The 19,066-nt window shown below is 70.8% G+C and carries 18 protein-coding genes; 11 read left to right on the top strand and 7 right to left on the bottom strand.

What is annotated here, in order from left to right; genetic code table 11:
- Nucleotides 1–80: 80 nt before the first annotated feature.
- From NYZ95_RS18195 to NYZ95_RS18150, 10 genes are all read left to right on the top strand, one after another.
- On the top strand, nucleotides 81–518 hold the full coding sequence (locus NYZ95_RS18195) for a Rieske (2Fe-2S) protein (protein WP_262852758.1): 438 nt from the start codon (nucleotides 81–83) through the stop codon (nucleotides 516–518).
- 57 nt (nucleotides 519–575) lie between these two features.
- Entirely contained in the window at nucleotides 576–2,570 is a 1,995-nt protein-coding gene (uvrC, locus tag NYZ95_RS18190; protein ID WP_262852757.1) for an excinuclease ABC subunit UvrC, read from the top strand.
- On the top strand, nucleotides 2,567–3,436 hold the full coding sequence (gene rapZ, locus NYZ95_RS18185) for an RNase adapter RapZ (protein ID WP_262852756.1): 870 nt from the start codon (nucleotides 2,567–2,569) through the stop codon (nucleotides 3,434–3,436). The genes uvrC and rapZ overlap by 4 nt, the downstream gene beginning before the upstream one ends.
- A 62-nt stretch (nucleotides 3,437–3,498) precedes the next feature.
- Nucleotides 3,499–4,410, top strand: coding sequence for a gluconeogenesis factor YvcK family protein (locus NYZ95_RS18180; RefSeq protein WP_262852928.1), 912 nt, complete (start codon nucleotides 3,499–3,501; stop codon nucleotides 4,408–4,410).
- A 109-nt stretch (nucleotides 4,411–4,519) separates the two neighbouring features.
- Nucleotides 4,520–5,506, top strand: coding sequence for a DNA-binding protein WhiA (gene whiA, locus NYZ95_RS18175; RefSeq protein WP_262852755.1), 987 nt, complete (start codon nucleotides 4,520–4,522; stop codon nucleotides 5,504–5,506).
- A 96-nt stretch (nucleotides 5,507–5,602) separates the two neighbouring features.
- On the top strand, nucleotides 5,603–6,607 hold the full coding sequence (gene gap, locus NYZ95_RS18170) for a type I glyceraldehyde-3-phosphate dehydrogenase (RefSeq protein ID WP_262852754.1): 1,005 nt from the start codon (nucleotides 5,603–5,605) through the stop codon (nucleotides 6,605–6,607).
- A 16-nt stretch (nucleotides 6,608–6,623) separates the two neighbouring features.
- The gene (locus NYZ95_RS18165) at nucleotides 6,624–7,814 is read left to right on the top strand and encodes a phosphoglycerate kinase (protein ID WP_262852753.1); all 1,191 of its coding nucleotides are present in this window, start codon (nucleotides 6,624–6,626) and stop codon (nucleotides 7,812–7,814) included.
- A 5-nt stretch (nucleotides 7,815–7,819) separates the two neighbouring features.
- Nucleotides 7,820–8,626, top strand: a complete 807-nt coding sequence (gene tpiA / locus NYZ95_RS18160) for a triose-phosphate isomerase (protein WP_262852752.1) — start codon at nucleotides 7,820–7,822, stop codon at nucleotides 8,624–8,626.
- A 40-nt stretch (nucleotides 8,627–8,666) separates the two neighbouring features.
- On the top strand, nucleotides 8,667–8,900 hold the full coding sequence (secG, locus tag NYZ95_RS18155) for a preprotein translocase subunit SecG (protein WP_262852751.1): 234 nt from the start codon (nucleotides 8,667–8,669) through the stop codon (nucleotides 8,898–8,900).
- A 117-nt stretch (nucleotides 8,901–9,017) separates the two neighbouring features.
- Entirely contained in the window at nucleotides 9,018–9,371 is a 354-nt protein-coding gene (locus NYZ95_RS18150) for an RNA polymerase-binding protein RbpA (protein ID WP_262852750.1), read from the top strand.
- Between the two features lie 15 nt (nucleotides 9,372–9,386).
- Here the strand turns inward: NYZ95_RS18150 and pgl are convergent, their stop codons facing one another.
- From pgl to tkt, 6 genes are read right to left on the bottom strand one after another with little or no spacing between them, the layout of a single operon-like run.
- Nucleotides 9,387–10,121, bottom strand: coding sequence for a 6-phosphogluconolactonase (gene pgl, locus NYZ95_RS18145; RefSeq protein ID WP_262852749.1), 735 nt, complete (start codon nucleotides 10,119–10,121; stop codon nucleotides 9,387–9,389).
- A 1-nt stretch (nucleotide 10,122) separates the two neighbouring features.
- Nucleotides 10,123–11,157 (bottom strand): glucose-6-phosphate dehydrogenase assembly protein OpcA, encoded by a 1,035-nt coding sequence (locus NYZ95_RS18140; RefSeq protein WP_262852748.1) that lies wholly within the window; start codon nucleotides 11,155–11,157, stop codon nucleotides 10,123–10,125.
- A gap of 22 nt (nucleotides 11,158–11,179) precedes the next feature.
- Entirely contained in the window at nucleotides 11,180–12,745 is a 1,566-nt protein-coding gene (gene zwf, locus NYZ95_RS18135) for a glucose-6-phosphate dehydrogenase (RefSeq protein ID WP_262852747.1), read from the bottom strand.
- Entirely contained in the window at nucleotides 12,742–14,376 is a 1,635-nt protein-coding gene (locus tag NYZ95_RS18130) for a phosphoglucose isomerase-related protein (protein ID WP_262852746.1), read from the bottom strand. The genes zwf and NYZ95_RS18130 overlap by 4 nt, the downstream gene beginning before the upstream one ends.
- A 20-nt stretch (nucleotides 14,377–14,396) precedes the next feature.
- Complete coding sequence (gene tal / locus NYZ95_RS18125) at nucleotides 14,397–15,521, bottom strand: transaldolase (protein ID WP_262852744.1); 1,125 nt, start codon at nucleotides 15,519–15,521, stop codon at nucleotides 14,397–14,399.
- Between the two features lie 44 nt (nucleotides 15,522–15,565).
- Complete coding sequence (gene tkt / locus NYZ95_RS18120; RefSeq protein WP_262852743.1) at nucleotides 15,566–17,716, bottom strand: transketolase; 2,151 nt, start codon at nucleotides 17,714–17,716, stop codon at nucleotides 15,566–15,568.
- A gap of 228 nt (nucleotides 17,717–17,944) precedes the next feature.
- On the opposite strand from tkt, the gene NYZ95_RS18115 reads away from it, so the two are divergent.
- Entirely contained in the window at nucleotides 17,945–18,898 is a 954-nt protein-coding gene (locus tag NYZ95_RS18115; RefSeq protein WP_372500517.1) for a heme o synthase, read from the top strand.
- A 36-nt stretch (nucleotides 18,899–18,934) separates the two neighbouring features.
- Here the strand turns inward: NYZ95_RS18115 and NYZ95_RS18110 are convergent.
- Nucleotides 18,935–19,066: integrase core domain-containing protein (locus NYZ95_RS18110; protein ID WP_262852926.1), on the bottom strand; the 132-nt coding region annotated here is incomplete at its 5' end.

Raw genomic sequence — 19,066 nt, 5'->3', positions numbered from 1 at the left:
TCACGCGCGGTTGCGGGCACCCTCGAGCTGTGCGGATCGTTGAACCTTCCACTGACTGCACGACTACGAGAGGGCCAGCAATGACCGACGTGAAGCGCCGTACCGTCCTTCAGGGCGCCGGACTCGTGGGTGGCACCGTGGTGGCCGGCGGGCTGCTCGCCGCCTGCGGCAGCGATGACGGCAGCTCGACCGCGCAGGACGACGCGATGGCGACCGGCGGCGCTCCGGCAGGCACCGAGCTCGGTCCGACCTCGGACGTCCCCGTCGGCGGGGGCCGTGTCTACGAGAGCGAGAAGGTGCTCGTCGCCCAGCCCAGCGAGGGCGAGTTCAAGGCGTTCTCGTCGGTCTGCACGCACCAAGGCTGTGCCGTGAGCAAGATCGAGGGCACGACCTTGACGTGTCCGTGCCACGGCAGCGAGTTCTCGACCGACGGCGGCAAGGTCCTCCAGGGGCCCGCCACGAAGGCCCTGCCCGAGCGCAAGATCCGCGTCGAGGGCGACACGATCTTCCTCGCCTGAGCCTTTCTCGCAGGGACGTGCCGCCCGGTGTCGGCGCGCCCTCGTAGGCTGGGTGACGTGGCAGATCCAGCGACGTACCGGCCGGCGCCGGGCTCCATCCCCGACGCGCCTGGCGTCTACCGCTTCCGGGATGCGCAGCGCCAGGTGATCTACGTCGGCAAGGCCAAGTCGCTGCGGGCCCGCCTCTCCTCGTACTTCCAGGACATCGCGGGTCTCCACCCCCGTACGCAGCAGATGGTGACGACCGCTGCGAGCGTCGAGTGGACCGTGGTGTCCAACGAGGTCGAGGCCCTCCAGCTGGAGTACACCTGGATCAAGGAGTACGACCCGCGGTTCAACGTCAAGTACCGCGACGACAAGTCCTACCCGTGGCTGGCGGTGACGCTCAACGAGGAGTTCCCTCGGGTGATGGTCGGGCGCGGCGCCAAGCGCAAGGGCATCCGCTACTTCGGCCCGTACAGCCACGCCTGGGCGATCCGCGAGACCGTCGACCTCCTCCTGCGCGTGTTCCCGATGCGCTCGTGCAGCAACGGCGTCTTCAAGCGTTCGGCGCAGATCGGGCGGCCGTGCCTGCTGGGCTACATCGGCAAGTGCTCGGCACCGTGCGTCGGCCGGGTCAGCCCTGAGGAGCACCGCGAGATCGTCGACGACTTCTGCGCGTTCCTCGCCGGCAACACCAGCACCTACATCAAGCGTCTCGAGCGTGACATGAAGGCCGCCGCCGGGGAGCAGGAGTACGAGCGGGCAGCACGTCTGCGCGACGACATCGACGCGCTGCGCAAGGCGCTCGACAAGAACGCGGTCGTCCTGGGCGACGGCACCGACGCCGACGTGATCGCGCTCGCCGACGACCCGCTCGAGGTCGGCGTCCAGATCTTCTCGGTCCGCGGCGGGCGCGTCCGAGGTCAGCGCGGCTGGGTCGCCGACAAGACCGACGACGCCGGCACGGGCGCGATGGTCGAGCGGGCCATGATGAAGCTGTACGACGGCGAGCACGCCGACGCCATCCCGCGCGAGGTGCTCGTGCCCGCGCTCCCCGACGACGTCGACGCGGTCTCCGACTGGCTGACCCAGCAGCGGGGGAGCAAGGTCGCGATCCGCATCCCGCAGCGCGGCGACAAGCGGGCGTTGATGGAGACCGTCGAGCGCAACGCCAAGCAGGCGCTGGTCCTGCACAAGACCAAGCGCGCCAGCGACCTCACGACACGCACCCGCGCGCTCGAGGAGCTGCAGACGGCGCTCGGCCTGCCCGAGGCGCCGCTGCGGATCGAGTGCTACGACGTCTCCAACCTCCAGGGCACCGAGGTGGTGGCCTCGATGGTCGTCTTCGAGGACGGGCTGCCCCGCAAGTCGGAGTACCGCCGCTTCGTCATCCGCGGGGTCGACGGCCAGAACGACGTCGCGTCCATGCACGAGACCATCACCCGGCGCTTCCGGCGCTACCTCGACGAGCGGGCGGCCCTGGCCGCCCCCGAGATCGGCGTCGAGGACCCGGCCGACGCCGAAGGCCCCCAGCTGGTCGACCCCGACACCGGCAAGCCGCGCAAGTTCGCGTACGCCCCCGGCCTCGTGGTCGTCGACGGCGGGCCGCCGCAGGTGGCGGCGGCGCACGACGCGATGCGTGCGCTCGGCGTCGACGACATCCCGCTGTGCGGTCTGGCCAAGCGTCTCGAGGAGGTGTGGGTCCCCGACGAGGAGGATCCCGTCATCCTGCCGCGGACGAGCGAGGGTCTCTACCTCCTCCAGCGTGTCCGTGACGAGGCGCACCGTTTTGCGATCTCCCACCACCGCGGGCGCCGATCCCGCACCATGGTCGAGAGCGCTCTGGACGACGTGCCCGGGCTCGGCGAGGTGCGCCGCAAGGCGTTGCTCCGCCGGTTCGGCTCGCTCAAGAAGCTGCGAGCCGCCACGGTGGAGGAGATCGCCGCGGTGCCGGGCTTCGGACCTCGGACGGCGGCCGCGGTCGCCGAGGCTCTCGCGGGGGACCGGTCGACGCCGTCGGCCCCTTCGATCAACATGACGACCGGCGAGATCCTCGAGGAGGGGTCGTGAGCAGCTCGGGTGTAGAAGAGCTCGTCTTGGTGACGGGCATGACCGGTGCCGGACGAAGCACGGTCGCGAAGGTCCTGGAGGACATCGGGTTCTTCGTGGTCGACAACCTGCCGCCTCAGCTGCTCGGCGACACGGTCGAGCTCTTCGGCCAGAACCACGTCGCCACCAAGCTCGGCGTCGTGGTCGACGCACGGTCTCGTCAGTTCTTCTCCGCGCTGTCCGGTGCCCTCGAGCGCCTCCGCAAGGAGGGTCTGCGCTCGACGGTGATCTTCGTCGAGGCGTCCGACGAGGTCCTCGTGCGCCGCCAGGAGGCCGCCCGCAGGCCGCACCCCTTGCGTACGGAAGGCCGGCTCCTCGACGGATTCCGGGTCGAGCGCGAGATGCTGCGCGAGCTGCGCGCGGAGGCCGACCTCGTCGTCGACACGACGCGCCTCAACGTCCACCAGCTCTCGGCGCGGGTCTCTGCCGCCTTCGAGAGCCCCGACGAGCACCCGCTGCGCGCAACGGTGGTCTCGTTCGGCTTCAAGTACGGCATCCCGGTCGACTCCGACATGGTCGCCGACATGCGCTTCCTCCCCAACCCGTACTGGGACGACGCCCTGCGACCGCTCAGCGGCCTCGACCCCGAGGTGATCGAGTACGTCCTTGGCCAGCCGGACGCGCTGCCGTTCCTCGACCAGTACGAGGAGCTCCTCAAGACGCTGACGGACGGATTCGTCCGTCAGAACAAGCGCTTCCTCTCCTTGGCGATCGGCTGCACGGGTGGTCGCCACCGCAGCGTGGCGATGGCCGAGGCGCTGGGCGAGCGCCTGCGTGCCCACGACGTCCGTACCCTCGTGGTCCACCGCGACCTGGGGCGAGAGTGACCGCCTCCAGCCGACGTCGTGGTCCGGCCTACTCGCCGGTGGCGCAGCGCCGGATCGTCGCGATGGGCGGCGGGCACGGCCTTGCGGCGAGCCTCTCGGCGCTGCGCTACCTGCCTGCCGCGATCACCGCGATCGTGACCGTCGCCGACAACGGCGGTTCGTCCGGGCGTCTGCGCGACGAGCTCGGGGTGCTCCCTCCGGGCGACCTGCGCAAAGCGCTCGCGGCGCTGTGCGGCGAGGACGAGTGGGGGCGGACGTGGGCCCAGGTGCTCCAGCACCGGTTCACGTCTCCCGGCGAGCTCGACGGCCACGCGCTCGGCAACCTGCTCATCGTCGGGCTCTGGGAGCTGCTCGGCGACCACGTCCACGGGCTCGACCTCATCGGTCAGCTCCTGGGTGCTCGCGGCCGCGTCCTCCCGATGAGCTCGCTGCCCCTGGACATCGCGGCCTCCGTCCGGCAGCCCGACGGCTCGGTGGAGGAGGTCCGTGGACAGGCCGAGGTCGCCACGGCCCCCGGTGAGGTCCTCGGGGTCCGCCTCGACCCCGCCGACCCGCCGGCCTCGCCCGCCGCCCTGACCGCCGTACGCGAGGCGGAGTGGGTCGTCGTCGGCCCGGGCTCCTGGTTCACGAGCGTCATCCCGAACCTCCTCGTGCCCGACCTCTCGCTCGCCCTCCACGAGACGCCGGCGCGACGGATGGTCGTGCTCAACCTGGCCGCGCAGCCGGGGGAGACCGAAGGGTTCTCACCCGAACGGCACCTCGAGGTGCTCGGCGAGCACGCCCCCAACCTCTCGGTCGACATCGTGCTGGCCGACCGGGCCGCCGTCGCCGACGAGGACCGCCTCCGTGCCGCGTCGGCCGAGCTCGGGGCCGAGCTCGTGCTCGAGTCGCTCGCCCTCGGCGACGGCACTGCGCGCCACGACCCTCTACGGCTCGCGGCCGCGTACGAGCGCATCATGCGCGCCTGTCCCTGACGACCGGTCTCGCCCGCCACGGGCCACGCAGCGGCGACTGCGCGCGTACAGTGTCGCTGGGGTAGCTACCTCGCCGGGGGGCCGGCGAGAAGAACGAAGGAGTGGGCCTATGGCCATGACCGCGCAGGTCAAGTCGGAGCTGTCGAGCACGTCGGTCACCAAGGCATGCTGCCGCAAGGCGGAGGTGTCGTCGCTGCTGAGGTTCGGCGGGGGACTGCACCTCGTCGCCGGCGCGATCGTGGTCGAGGCCGAGGTGGACACGGGTGCCGCAGCGCGCAGGCTGCGCAACGACATCGCCGACGTCTACGGTCACGCCAGCGAGGTCCAGGTCCTGCAGGGCAACGGCATCCGCAAGGGCACCCGCTGGGTGGTGCGCGTCGTCCGGGAGGGCGCCGCGCTGGCTCGCCAGACCGGGCTGCTCGATGGCGCCAACCGACCGATCCGCGGCCTGCCGCCTCAGGTCGTGTCCGGGGCGACGTGCGACGCCGTCGCGGCGTGGCGCGGGGCGTTCCTGGCGCGGGGCTCGCTGACCGAGCCGGGGCGCTCGTCGGCGCTCGAGGTGACCTGCCCGGGGCCGGAGGCGGCGCTCGCCCTCGTGGGCGCGGCGCGGCGGCTCGGCATCCAGGGCAAGGCGCGCGAGGTGCGCGGGGTCGACCGCGTGGTCATCCGCGACGGCGAGGCCATCGGCGCTCTGCTCACCCGGTTGGGTGCTCACGAGTCGCTGCTCGCCTGGGAGGAGCGGCGCATGCGTCGCGAGGTGCGCGCGACGGCCAACCGTCTCGCCAACTTCGACGACGCCAACCTCCGCCGGTCGGCCCGTGCCGCGGTGGCCGCTGGCGCGCGCGTCCAGCGGGCGTTGGAGATCCTCGGCGACGACGTGCCCGAGCACCTGCAGACCGCCGGCAGGTTGCGCGTCGAGCACAAGCAGGCGAGCCTGGAGGAGCTGGGCCAGCTCCATGACCCAGCCTTGACGAAGGACGCGATCGCGGGGCGCATCCGCCGCCTGCTGGCCATGGCCGACAAGCGCGCGAGCGACCTCGGGATCCCTGACACGGAGGCCAGCCTGACCGAGGAGATGCTGGCCGAGGAGGCCTGATCTCAGGCCCGGAGTCCGTGTGAGGTGGCGTCAAGGCCCCGCGATAGGCTCGTGGTGATCGTCAAGCCCGATGAGTGATCCTCGAAGGAGAGCGTCGTGACCGTGCGCGTTGGTATCAATGGATTCGGCCGGATCGGCCGCAACTTCTACCGGGCGGCATTGGCCTCGGGAGCCGATTTCGAGGTCGTCGCGGTGAACGACCTCACCGACAACAAGACCCTTGCGACCCTCCTCAAGTACGACTCGATCCTGGGTCGCCTCCCCGAGGACGTCTCCTACGACGAGTCCACGATCACCGTCGGCGGGCGCAGCATCAAGGCGTTCGAGGAGCGCGACCCGTCGGCCCTCCCGTGGGGCGACCTCGGCGTCGACATCGTCATCGAGTCGACCGGGTTCTTCACCGATGCGACGAAGGCCAAGGCCCACCTCGACGCCGGCGCCAAGAAGGTCCTGATCTCCGCCCCGGCGAAGAACGAGGACCTGACGGTCGTCATGGGCGTCAACGAGAACCTGTACGACCCGGCGAAGCACAACATCGTCTCCAACGCGTCGTGCACCACCAACTGCCTCGCGCCGATGGCGAAGGCGCTCAACGACGGGCTCGGCATCGAGCGTGGTCTGATGACCACGATCCACGCCTACACCCAGGACCAGAACCTCCAGGACGGTCCGCACAAGGACCTTCGTCGGGCCCGCGCCGCCGCCCTCAACATCGTCCCGACCTCGACGGGTGCCGCCAAGGCCGTGAGCCTCGTGCTCCCCGAGCTCAAGGGCAAGCTCGACGGCTACGCGCTGCGCGTGCCGGTGCCCACCGGCTCCGCGACCGACCTGACGTTCACCGCGCCGCGCGAGACGTCGGTCGAGGAGGTCAACGCGATCGTCAAGGCGGCGGCCGAGGGTCCGCTCAAGGGCTACCTCGTCTACACCGAGGACCCGATCGTCTCCACCGACATCGTGACCGACCCGGCCTCGTGCATCTTCGACTCGGGCCTCACCAAGGTCATCGGCGACCAGGTCAAGGTCGTCGGCTGGTACGACAACGAGTGGGGCTACTCCAACCGCCTCGTCGACCTCACCTCGTTCGTCGGCTCGTCGCTCTGACGCGCCTGGGAGCCTCGTGAAGACCATCGACGACCTGGGCGACCTGCGCGGCAAGCGCGTGCTCGTCCGCAGTGACCTCAATGTGCCCCTCGACGGCACGACCATCACCGACGACGGGCGCGTCCGCGCGAGCGTCCCGACGATCCTGCGGCTCGCCGACGCCGGCGCCAAGGTCGTCGTCATGGCTCACCTCGGCCGTCCCAAGGGCGCCCCGGACCCGGCGTACTCGCTGGAGCCGGTGGCGGTCCGGCTCGCCGAGCTGCTCGGCCAGGACGTGACGTTCGCGAGCGACACCGTGGGCGAGTCCGCCCACGAGGTCGTTGCGGGTCTCGAGGACGGACAGGTGGCGGTCCTGGAGAACGTCCGCTTCAACGCAGGCGAGACCAGCAAGGACGACGCCGAGCGCGGCGCGTTCGCCGACCAGCTCGCGGAGCTCGGCGACGCGTTCGTCTCCGACGGCTTCGGAGTCGTCCACCGCAAGCAGGCGAGCGTCTACGACATCGCCGAGCGCCTCCCGGCAGCGGCCGGCGGGCTCGTGCTGGCGGAGGTCGAGGTGCTGCGTCAGCTCACCGAGGACCCGGCCCGCCCGTACGCGGTGGTCCTGGGCGGCTCGAAGGTCTCCGACAAGCTCGGGGTCATCGACAACCTTCTCGAGAAGGCCGACGCCCTGCTCATCGGCGGCGGCATGGTGTTCACGTTCCTCGCCGCGAAGGGGCACGGCGTCGGTACCTCGCTGCTCGAGGCCGACCAGATCGACACCGTCAAGGGCTACCTCGCGCGAGCGGCAGAGAAGGGGGTGGAGATCCTGCTGCCGACCGACGTGGTCGTGGCGCCGGAGTTCTCCGCCGACGCGCCGCCGACGACGGTCCCTGTCGACGCGATCCCCACCGACCAGATGGGCCTGGACATCGGCCCCGAGTCCGCAGAGGCGTTCGCACGCCTCATCTCGGGCTCGCGCACCGTCTTCTGGAACGGCCCGATGGGCGTGTTCGAGTTCCCCGCGTACGCGGCCGGCACCAAGGCCGTCGCTCAGGCGCTCACCGAGGTGGAGGGACTGTCCGTCGTCGGTGGCGGAGACTCCGCGGCGGCGGTGCGGCGGCTCGGTTTCGACGACGCACAGTTCGGTCACATCTCGACCGGTGGAGGCGCCTCCCTCGAGTTCCTCGAGGGCGCGACGCTCCCCGGCCTGCAGGTCCTGGAGGGCTGACGACGATGGCGCAGACGCGCACCCCGCTGATCGCGGGCAACTGGAAGATGAACCTCAACCACCAGGAGGCCGTGGTCCTGGTGCAGAAGCTCGCCTGGGTCCTCCAGGACAAGAAGCACGACTTCGACAAGGCCGAGGTGGCGGTCTTCCCGCCGTTCACCGACCTGCGGAGCGTGCAGACGATCGTCGACGGCGACCGGATGAAGATCCGTTACGGCGCGCAGGACGTCTCGGTCCACGACGCCGGCGCGTACACCGGCGAGATCGCCGCGTCGATGCTGGCCAAGCTCGGCTGCTCGTACGTCGTCGTCGGTCACTCCGAGCGCCGCGAGTACCACGGTGAGGACGACGCGCTCGTCGCCGCGAAGGCGCTCAAGGCGCTCGATGCCGGCATGACCCCGATCGTGTGCGTCGGCGAGGGCCTCGAGGTCCGCAAGGCCGGGACGCACGTCGGCCACTGCACGCAGCAGGTCGAGGGCTCGCTGGCGGGCCTGACGCCCGACCAGGTCGCCGAGTCGGTCATCGCGTACGAGCCCGTGTGGGCGATCGGCACCGGCGAGGTGGCGACGCCCGAGGACGCCCAGGAGGTGTGCCAGGCGCTGCGCGAGCAGGTCGCCAAGACGTGGTCCTCGCAAGCGGCCGATCGGGTGCGTATCCTGTACGGAGGATCGGTCAAGGCAGCGAATGCTCCCGCGATCATGGCGCAGCCGGACGTCGACGGCGCCCTGGTGGGAGGCGCGAGCCTCCAGGCGGAGGAGTTCGCCGCCATCTGCCGATTCTCCGATCTCCCCGACCTGTCGGGCGTGGCGTGAGCCGCAGCCGGACCCGTACAACCCGTAAGGACGATCCGTCGTGATCCTCACCTTCTCGATCCTGCTCATCCTGTCCAGCGTGCTGCTCATCGTCCTCGTGCTCATGCACAAGGGACGCGGTGGCGGCCTCTCCGACATGTTCGGCGGCGGGGTCTCGAGCAGCCTCGGTGGCTCGTCCGTGGCTGAGCGCAACCTCGACCGGATCACGGTCGGGACGGCTGTCGTCTGGGCCGTCTGCGTCGTCGCGCTCGGCCTGCTCTACCGGTTCAACTGACCGGACCATATTGTTTCGCGCTGCACCTCGACCCGAGGTGCAGCGCCGTTTACACTCACTATCGACCCGGCGTCAGCCGGGGGCGATGACTTGTGACGAGGGGCGAGGAGTCCACAGGTGTCAGGCGGTGCCATTCGAGGAAGCCGGGTCGGCTCGGGCCCGATGGGTGAGGCCGAGCGGGGGGACGCCGCTCCACGGCGAGCCATCTCCTTCTTCTGCTCGAACTCACACACGACTGTCCTGAGCTTCGCGCTCGAGGCCGAGGTGCCCGAGTCGTGGGACTGCCCGCGCTGCGGGCTCCCGGCGAGCCAGGACCACGAGAACCCTCCGACGGCTCCCAAGATCGAGCCGTACAAGACGCACCTCGCGTACGTGAAGGAGCGTCGCAGCGACGACGAGGCGGAGCAGATCCTCTCCGAGGCGCTCGAGACGCTGCGCGAGCGTCGCGCCCGCGGCGAAGTCATCTACTGACGTTCGCCCGCGGTGTCACCTCAGGTCGGCCGGCAGCGCTGACGCCGCGGCCTCGTCCAGCATCCACATCGTCTGCTCGGAGCCGCGTACGCCGGCGGCGGGCGTGGTCGTGACGGCGTCACCCGACAGGGCGCGCGCGACGGCGTCCGACTTGCTCGACCCCGACACGAGGAACCACACCTCGCGCCCGCGGTTGAGCGCGGCGAAGGTGAGGCTGAGCCGCGCGGGCGGCGGCTTCGGAGAGTCGGGTTCGGCGACGGTGTCACGGTCGTCGACGTCGAGCGTCGGCTTGCCGGGGAACAGCGAGGCGACGTGTCCGTCGGGGCCGACGCCCAGCATCACGACGTCGAAGGCACGGTCGCGGACGACCTCGGCGTAGCGCGCGGCGGCCTCGTCGAGGCTGAGGGACCCGTCGTCCGACGGCATCGCGTGGACGAGCGACTCGTCCACGTCGAGGTGGTCGAGGAGCGCCCGGCGCGCCTGCCGCTCGTTGCGGTCGTCGCTGTCGTGCGCGACGAAGCGCTCGTCGCCCCAGAAGAACTCGACCCGCGACCAGTCGACGCGTCCGTCCTCCGCGCGCGCCGCGACCTCGCGGTGCACCGTGTCGGCGATCGTGCCGCCGGTGAGCACCACGCTGGGGACGCGTCCCTGTGCCTGGAGCGCAGCGAGGGTGGAGACCAGCTGGTCGGCGACGCTGCGGGCGAGCTGGTCGTGGCCGCCGTCGACCATCACGTCGGTCTGCTGGTCCACGTCACGCCTCCGTCTTCTTCGCCGCACGCTTCGCGGGCGTCTTCTTCGCGGACTTCTTCGCGTCCTTGTCGGAGCCTCCGTCGACGCTCGGCTTGCTGCGTCCCGAGGTCTTCGACCGTCCGGACGAGCTGCGGTCCTCGCGGCGCAGCAGCCGCTGGACGGTCTCGGCGTACACGTCGTCCTCGTCGAGCCGTCGCAGGTCCTCGGCCAGCAGCTCGGCGGTCGAGCGTCGCTTGAGCGCCACCGCTCGCTCCGCCTCACCCGGCACGAAGAACCGCCCGTTGCGACCGTCGTGGCGCAGGACAGCGACGTCGCCGACCGTAGAGTGCAGGCGGGCCTCGGTGATGCCGGGGCCGCGAGAGACCGAGTGCTGCACCGGCACCTTGAGCCGCGCCTCGAGCCACGCGACGAGCAGCTCCGCGCTGGGGTTGCCGCGCTCGGCCACGACGGTCGCCCCAGTCACCTTGAGCTCGACCTGGTCGAGTGCGGCCGCGAGGAGGGCTCGCCAGGGCGTGAGACGCGTCCACGCGAGGTCGGTGTCGCCCGGGTGGTACGACCGCGCGACCCGCAGCAGGGCCGCGTGGCGCGTCCGTGCCGCAGCGGCGTCGGTGATCCGGCGGGTCGCCAGCGAACCCAGCGGGTCGAGCGCGGGGACCTTCGGCGCGGAGCCGGGCCACCAGGCCACGACAGGGGAGTCCGGAAGGAGCAGCGGCAGGACGACCGACTCGGCGTGCTGCGTCAGCTCACCGCTCATCCGCAAGATGACCGACTCGCCGGCGCTGTCGTTGCCGATGCGCACCTGCGCGTCGAGGGCTGCAGGGCCGCGCTTGGACCGCAGGATGACCCCGAGGACGCGGGCGGGGTGCTCGCGCGAGATGACCCGGGCGGCACGCATCGCGTCGTAGTAGCGGGCCTCGTCGGTCACCACGATCAGCGTGAGCACCATCCCCATCGCCGGGCTGCCAGCTGCGATGCGCGCGCGGACGAGCGCGGCCGCGACGGCGCTGGAGCTGGTGTCGTTCAGGTCGACCTTCATCGCAGTCCTCGCTCGTCGGTGGTCACGGTCGCCGCCAGGCGCGCCCGTCGCGTTCGAGCATCGTGTCGGCCGACGCCGGTCCCCAGCCGCCGGAGACGTACGGGTCCGGCATGCTCGCGCCCTTCTTCGACTGCTCGGCCCAGTAGTTGATGATCGGGTCGAGAATCTTCCAGGAGAGCTCGACCTCCTCCTGCTGCGGGAAGAGCGGCGGGTCTCCGAGGAGCACGTCCAAGATGAGGCGCTCGTACGCCTCCGGGCTCGACTCGACGAACGTGCCGCCGTAGGCGAAGTCCATGTTGACGTCTCGCAGCTCCATCGCGGTGCCAGGCACCTTGGAGCCGAACCGGACGGTCACGCCCTCGTCGGGCTGGATCCGGATGACGATCGCGTTCTGGGTGAGCTCGGCGGTGTCGTACTTCGCGAACGGCTGGTGCGGCGCCCGCTTGAACACGACGGCGATCTCGGTGACGCGACGGGCGAGGCGCTTGCCCGTACGCAGGTAGAACGGCACGCCCGCCCAGCGCCGCGTCTCGATGTCGAGGCGGATCGCGGCGTACGTCTCGGTAGCCGACGTCGCCGGGATGTCCTCCTCGTCCAGGTAGCCCCTGACCTTGAGCCCTCCGGCCCAGCCGGCGGTGTACTGGCCGCGCGCCGTGTGCAGGTCCATCCGCTCCGGCGGGCGGGCCTGCGCGAGGACCTTCTGCTTCTCCAGGCGCAGGCTCCTCGCGCTGAACGAGACCGGCGGCTCCATGGCGACGAGCGCCATCAGCTGGAGGAGGTGGTTCTGGATGACGTCGCGGGCGGCGCCGATGCCGTCGTAGTAGCCGGCACGGCCGCCGATGCCGACGTCCTCGGCCATCGTGATCTGCACGTGGTCGACGTAGTGAGCGTTCCAGACCGGCTCGAACAGCTCGTTCGCGAACCGGAAGGCGAGGATGTTCTGGACCGTCTCCTTGCCCAGGTAGTGGTCGATCCGGAACACCGACTCCGGAGGGAAGACCTCCGACACGACGTCGTCGAGCTCGATCGCGCTCTCCAGGTCGTGGCCGAACGGCTTCTCGATGACGACACGGCGCCACGAGTCGGCGCGAGGGGTGGCGAGACCGTGCTTCTTGATCTGCCCGACCACGGTCGAGAAGAACCCGGGCGGGATGGAGAGGTAGAAGGCGTAGTTGCCACCCGTGCCGCGCTCGAGGTCGAGCTCGGTGACGGTGTTGGCCAGCTGCTCGAACGCCTCGTCGTCGTCGAAAGCGCCGGGGACGAAGCGGAAGCCCTCGGACAGCTGCTTCCAGACCTCCTCGCGGAACTCCGTCCGGGCGTACTGCTTCACCGAGTCGTAGACGACCTGGGCGAAGTCCTGGTCCTCCCACTCACGCCGTGCGAAGCCGACGAGCGAGAACCCCGGCGGCAGCAGCCCGCGGTTGGCGAGGTCGTAGACCGCAGGCATCAGCTTCTTGCGGGACAGGTCGCCCGTCACGCCGAAGATCACCAGACAGCTGGGCCCCGCGATCCGGGGGAGCCGTCGGTCCTCCGGCTGACGCAGCGGGTTGACGTACGGACTCGGCCCGCCCTGCGCGGCCCGGCTCACTCGAGCGCCTCCCGGACGGCGGCCCGCGCTGCCTCCGAGCCGTCGAGGTGCAGCCGCAGCACCGGTCGACCCCGGGAGGCGAGGACCTGTGCGTCGCCGACGGCCTGGGCGAGCACGAACTCGCCGAAGGTGAACGGCCGATCGGGGACCTCGAGGTCCTGGTCCGGCTCGGTGGTGATCTGCAGGTAGACGCCGGTGGCGGGCCCGCCCTTGTGGTACTGGCCGGTGGAGTGGAGGAACCGAGGGCCCCACCCGAACGTCGTCGGCCGCCCCGTACGCGTGGCCAGCGCGTCACGCGTCTCCGCGAGGCGCGGGTCGCCGAGCCGGTCGAGGTAGGCCTGGACGGCCACGTACCCGCGCTCGGGGTCCAGCTCGTCGAGCAGAGCCGCGACGGCCTCGCCCACGGTCGTGACGTCCTCGGGCAACCAGTCGCCCGTGTCGTACACGGTCACGCCGCGATCGGTGAACGCGGCGACCGGTGCCTCGCCACCGCCGCCGAGCATGTCGCGCGCTGCCTGCTTGGCGCTCTCGACGTCCGGCTGGTCGAACGGGTTGATGCCGATCATCTGGCCGACGATCGCCGTCGTGTACTCCCAGAGCAGGAAGAGCGCGCCGAGCGGGGCGTCGACCGCGAAGCCGTAGCCGGAGGTCGCGACCGGGTGGTCGTCGCGCATCGGCCCGATCATGCCGACGACCTCGTCGGGGGTGTTCGGGTCGGCGTCGGGGGAGTGGGGTCCCGAGACGACGACCGGCAGGACTCCCTTGCCCTGCTTGCCCGTGGACTCGGCGACGAGCTGCTCGGCCCAGTCGCCGAACCCGACGTTGCGTGAGCCCGCGTCGGCGAGCACGAGCTTGTCGACGCCGTGCGCGTTGGCTACGCCGATCAGGGCGGCCAGCACGAGGGCGGGGTTGGTCTCGTCGTCGGCGGCGACGTCCTCGGCGATCTCGTCGGCCTGCTCGAGGAGCGCGCCGACGTCGGCGCCGGCCAGACCGCTCGGCACCAGGCCGAACGCGGTCAGCGCCGAGTAGCGGCCGCCGACCTGCGGGTCGGCGTGGAAGACCCGGTAGCCCTTCTCGGTCGCCTCCGCGTCGAGCGGCGAGCCCGGGTCGGTGACGACGACGATGCGCTCCGCCGGGTCGATCCCGGCGACGGTGAAGGCGTGCTCGTACGCCCGGCGCTGGCTGTCGGTCTCGACGGTCCCGCCGGACTTGCTGGAGACCACCACGACCGTACGGGCGAGGTCCTGGTCGATCGCCTCGCGGACCATGTCCGGCTGGGAGGAGTCGAGCACGGTCAGCGCGACGCCGGCGCTTGCGCAGATCACCTCCGGTGCCAGCGACGACCCGCCCATGCCGCACAGGACGACGCGGTCGAGGCCCTTCCCGCGCAGCTCGTCGCGCAGGGCCTCGACCTGGGCGACGAGCGGCACCGAGGTCACGTGCAGGTCGACCCAGCCGAGCCGCTTGCCCGCCTCCTCCTCGGCCTCCGTGCCCCACAGCGTCGCGTCGTGCCCTGCGATGCGGCTGGCGATCTGGTCGGCGACGAGCTGGTCGACCGCCTTCTGCAGCTCCTGCTCGTCCGGATAGGCAAGCCCGAGCTCGAAACCTGCGGGCGCGCTCTCGTCCTCCACGGATCCCCCTCGTGTCGCGGTCAGCCGCGGCGGGTGCGCGCGGCCGTGAGCTGGTCCTGCACGGTACGGACGAGGTCCGCCCACGAGGACTCGAACTTCTCGACGCCCTCGGACTCGAGGGTGAGCATGACGTCGTCGTAGTCGACACCGACCTCGGCGAGCGAGGTGAGCACCTGCTGGGCCTCTTCGGCGGTGCCCGTCAGCGTGTCGCCGTGGACCTCGCCGTGGTCCTTGAACGCCTTGAGCGTCGCGCCCGGCATCGTGTTGACGACTCCCGGGGCCACGAGCTCCGAGACGTACATCGTGTCGGGGTAGTCCGGGTTCTTCACGCCGGTCGAGGCCCACAGCGGGCGCTGGCGGTTGGCGCCCTTCGCCTCCAGCGCGGCCCAGCGCTCCGAGCCGAAGAACTCCTCGTACGCGGCGTAGGCCAGGCGCGAGTTGGCGATGCCGGTCTTGCCCTTGAGCGCGACCGCCTCGGACGTCCCGATGTCGTCGAGACGCTTGTCGACCTCGGAGTCGATGCGGCTGACGAACACCGACGCGACCGAGTAGATCGACGACAGGTCGATGCCGTTGGCGTCGGCCTGCTCCAGGCCGTACGCGTAGGCGTCCATCACCTCGCGGTAGCGGTCCACCGAGAACAGCAGGGTGACGTTGACGCTGATCCCCTCGGCGATGGTCGCGGCGATCGCGGGCAGCCCCTCACGGGTGGCCGGGATCTTGATGAACACGTTCGGCTCGCCGACCTTGTCCCACAGCTTCTTGGCGGTGGCGATGGTCATGTCGGTGTCGTACGCGAGCGTCGGGTCGACCTCGAGCGAGACCCGGCCGTCGGTGCCGAGGGTCTCGCCCCAGACCCCGCGCAGGATGTGTGCCGCCTCGCGGACGTCGGTCGTGGTCAGCTCGAAGATCGCGTCGGCGACCGTGGTCTGCTCGTCCGAGCCGACGAGCTCGTCGAGCTGCCCCTCGTAGCGCTCGCCCTCCTTCATCGCCGAGGCGAAGATGGTGGGGTTGCTGGTCACGCCGACGACGTGGTCGTCGACGACGAGAGACGCGAGGGCGCCCGTCTCGGTGAGCTCCCGGGAGAGGTCGTCCAGCCAGATGGACACCCCTGCCTCGCTGAGTGCCTGCAGTCGGTCGGTCATCACTGTCTCCTCCGTCATCGGGTGACGCCGTCGCGCGGCGTCCTTCAGTGGTCGGTCTGCGGGAGGATCGTGTCCATCGGCTTCGCGAAGACGCCGACCCCTCCGGTGTGTCCGGCAGCGGCGATGCTCTCCTTGGCGGCGCTCACGACCGCGTCGGCGGTGATGCCGAACTGGTCGTAGAGCGTCTGGTACGCCGCCGACGCGCCGTAGTGCTCCAGGCTCACCGTGCGCCCGGCGTCGCCGACGACCTCGCGCCAGCCCTGGGCGATGCCGGCCTCGACGCTCACGCGTGCGCGCACGTGCGGCGGGACGACCGAGTCGCGGTACGCCTCGGACTGCCCGTCGAACCACTCACGGCACGGCATCGAGACGACGCGCGCCTTGATCCCCTCGGCGGCGAGCTGCTCGCGGGCGGCGACGGCCAGCTGGACCTCCGAGCCGGTGCCGATCAGCACGACGTCGGGGTCGCCGTCGGTGTCGAGGAGGACGTAGCCGCCCTTGGCTGCGTCCTCGGCCGGGGCGTAGCCGTCGGTCCCGCGCGGGAAGACGGGCAGGTTCTGGCGGCTCAGCGCCAGCGCCGCGGGGTGTGTCGCCGAGGCGAGCACCTTCTTCCAGACGGCGATCGTCTCGTTGGCGTCGGCCGGACGGATCACGTCGAGGCCGGGGATGGCGCGCAGCGCGGCGAGGTGCTCGACCGGCTGGTGCGTCGGGCCGTCCTCACCGAGGCCGATCGAGTCGTGCGTCCAGACGTAGGTGACTGGCAGCTGCATGAGCGCCGCGAGGCGGACCGACGGCCGCATGTAGTCGGAGAACACCAGGAACGTGCCGCCGTACGGGCGCGTGGGGGAGTGGAGCGCCATGCCGTTGAGGATCGCGCCCATGCCGTGCTCGCGGATGCCGAAGTGCAGGACGCGGCCGTACCAGTCGCCGGAGAACATCTTCGACGCGTGCTCGGGCGGGAGGAAGGACGGCTCGCCCTTCGGCGTGGTGTTGTTCGAGCCGGCGAGGTCGGCCGAGCCACCCCACAGCTCGGGCAGCTGCGGAGCGGCGGCGGTGAGGAACGCGCCGGAGGCGACGCGGGTGGCGACACCCTTCTCGTCGGGCTCGTAGGTCGGCAGACCCTCGTCCCAGCCGTCGGGGAGCTCGCGCGCCTCGAGGCGGTCGATGAGCGCGGCAGCGTCGGGGTGCTCGGCGCGCCACTGCGCGTACCGCTCGTCCCACTCGGCCTGGAGCTTCTCGCCCCGGGTGCGGGTCGCGCGGGTGTGCTCGATGACCTCGGGCGCGACCTCGAACGTCTTGTCGGGGTCGAAGCCGAGCACCTTCTTGGTGGCGGCGACCTCGTCGACGCCGAGCGCCGAGCCGTGGGAGGCGCCGGTGTTCTGCTTGGTGGGTGCCGGCCACGCGATGATCGTGCGGAGCGCGATGAGGCTCGGCTTGTCCTGGACCTGCTTGGCCGCCTCGAGGGCGTCGTTCAGCGCCTGGACGTCCTCCTCGTAGTTCTCACCACCGTGCGTCCAGTCGACGAGCTGGACGTGCCAGCCGTAGCCCTCGTACCGGCGCAGCACGTCCTCGTTGAACGCCACCGAGGTGTTGTCCTCGATGGAGATGCGGTTGTCGTCCCAGATCACGGTCAGGTTGCCGAGCTGCTGCGTGCCGGCGATCGAGCTGGCCTCGGAGGCCACGCCCTCCTGCATGTCGCCGTCGGAGGCGATGGCGTAGACGTCGTGGTCGAACAGGCCCTCGCCCAGCGGGACCTCGGGCTCGAGGAGGCCGTGGCGCCGGCGCGCCGCCATCGCCATGCCGACCGCGTTGCCGACGCCCTGGCCGAGCGGGCCGGTCGTCACCTCGACGCCGGCGGTGTGGCGGAACTCCGGGTGGCCGGGGGTCTTGCTGCCCCACGTACGGAGGGCCTCGATGTCGGCGAGCTCGAGGCCGTAGCCGGTGAGGTAGAGCTGGATGTACTGGGTGAGGCTCGAGTGGCCGCACGACAGGACGAAGCGGTCACGCGCGATCCAGTGCGGATCGGCGGGGTTGTGCTTCATCACCTTGTTGTAGAGGAGGTACGCGGCGGGCGCGAGGCTCATCGCCGTACCGGGGTGGCCGTTGCCGACCTTCTGGACAGCGTCCATCGCCAAGACGCGGACGGTGTCGACCGCCTTGCGATCGAGGTCGGTCCACTCCAGCTGGGTGCTCACGTCGGGATGCTCCTCGTACGGTTGCGCGGGTTGTCGCCGGCACGCGGCGCGCTCGAACGCCGGACCACGTTCGGTTCTCGGTGTCGAGCCTACTCGCGCCCACGACGGCATGGGGATCGGCTCCCTGCGGTGGACGAAGGCTGCGAGACTGCGTGGTGCCCGTCACGTCGGGCCCGGGCCCGGGCAACCCGGGGGTGCGTCGTGAACCGAGCGGACTAGACTCGCGGCGTGACCGCAATCGACCCGGAGCTGAGTGCTGCGCACCAGCACCCCTCGGACCCGTCGAGCGGTCGTCCCCGTGTGTCAGACGTCGTCAGCGCCTACGTCGGCCTGATGAAGCCCCGCATCATCGAGCTGCTCCTCCTGACGACCGTGCCGATGATGTTCCTCGCGGCGCAGGGCGTGCCCGGCCTGTGGGTCGTGGTGGCGACGCTGGTGGGCGGCACGCTCTCGGCGGGTTCGGCCAACGCGCTCAACTGCGTCTTCGACGCCGACATCGACCAGCAGATGCGCCGGACGCGACGACGCCCACTGCCGCGCCACGCGGTCACGACGCGCAACGCCCTCGTCTTCGGGCTCGCGCTCGGTGTCGTCTCGACGCTGTGGCTCGGGTTCTTCGTCAACTGGCTGTCGTCCGGCCTGGCTCTCGCCGCGAACGTCTTCTACGTCGTCGGCTACACGATGCTGCTGAAGCGTCGTACGGCCCAGAACGTCGTCTGGGGCGGCCTCGCGGGCTGCTTCCCGGCGCTCATCGGCTGGACGGCGGTGACCAACGAGCTGTCGTGGGCGCCGGTCGTCATGTACGCGGTGGTCTTCTTCTGGACGCCGCCGCACACCTGGGCGCTGGCGACCCGCTACCGCGAGGACTACGCGCAGGCCGACGTCCCCATGCTCCCGGTCATCGCGCCGGCGACCGTCGTGGGCCGCAAGATGCTCGCCTACTCGTACGCGATGGTCGCGACGTCGCTGCTGCTGTGGCCCGTGGCGCCGACCGGCTGGTTCTACCCGGTGGTCGCCGTCGTGCTCGGTGTCGCGTTCCTCGTCGAGGCGCACCTCTTCCTGGCGCGTGCGCGCAAGTCCAACGAGCTCGTCGCGCTGAAGCCGATGCGGCTGTTCCACTGGTCGAACGCCTACCTCGCGCTCCTCTTCGTCGCTGCCGCGGTAGACCCCTTCCTCCGCTGAGCGCCGCCAGGTTCGGTGGTCGAGTAGGCCGAGCCGCTAGGTGTAGTTCCCCGTGAGGTTGTGAACGCGGTCGGCGGGGACTTGGCCTCCGATGCCGGTGTGGGGTCGGTGGTGATTGTAGTGATGGAGCCAGGTGTCGTAGGTCGCCGCGCGAGCATCGTTTGAGTG

Source organism: Mumia quercus, from assembly GCF_025506335.1.
Taxonomy (GTDB): Bacteria; Actinomycetota; Actinomycetes; order Propionibacteriales; family Nocardioidaceae; genus Mumia; species Mumia quercus.
Note: the sequence above shows the minus strand (reverse complement) of the source record. Positions and strands in the feature narration are given on the sequence as shown.

What these genes read in the sequence shown, in the direction of transcription:
- whiA (WP_262852755.1), top strand. Translation starts at nt 4,520, where the DNA reads ATGGCCATGACCGCGCAGGTCAAGTCGGAGCTGTCGAGCACGTCGGTC.
- NYZ95_RS18180 (WP_262852928.1), top strand. Translation starts at nt 3,499, where the DNA reads ATGGGCGGCGGGCACGGCCTTGCGGCGAGCCTCTCGGCGCTGCGCTAC.
- NYZ95_RS18140 (WP_262852748.1), bottom strand. Translation starts at nt 11,157, where the DNA reads ATGAAGGTCGACCTGAACGACACCAGCTCCAGCGCCGTCGCGGCCGCG.
- NYZ95_RS18195 (WP_262852758.1), top strand. Translation starts at nt 81, where the DNA reads ATGACCGACGTGAAGCGCCGTACCGTCCTTCAGGGCGCCGGACTCGTG.
- tal (WP_262852744.1), bottom strand. Translation starts at nt 15,521, where the DNA reads ATGACCGACCGACTGCAGGCACTCAGCGAGGCAGGGGTGTCCATCTGG.
- tpiA (WP_262852752.1), top strand. Translation starts at nt 7,820, where the DNA reads ATGGCGCAGACGCGCACCCCGCTGATCGCGGGCAACTGGAAGATGAAC.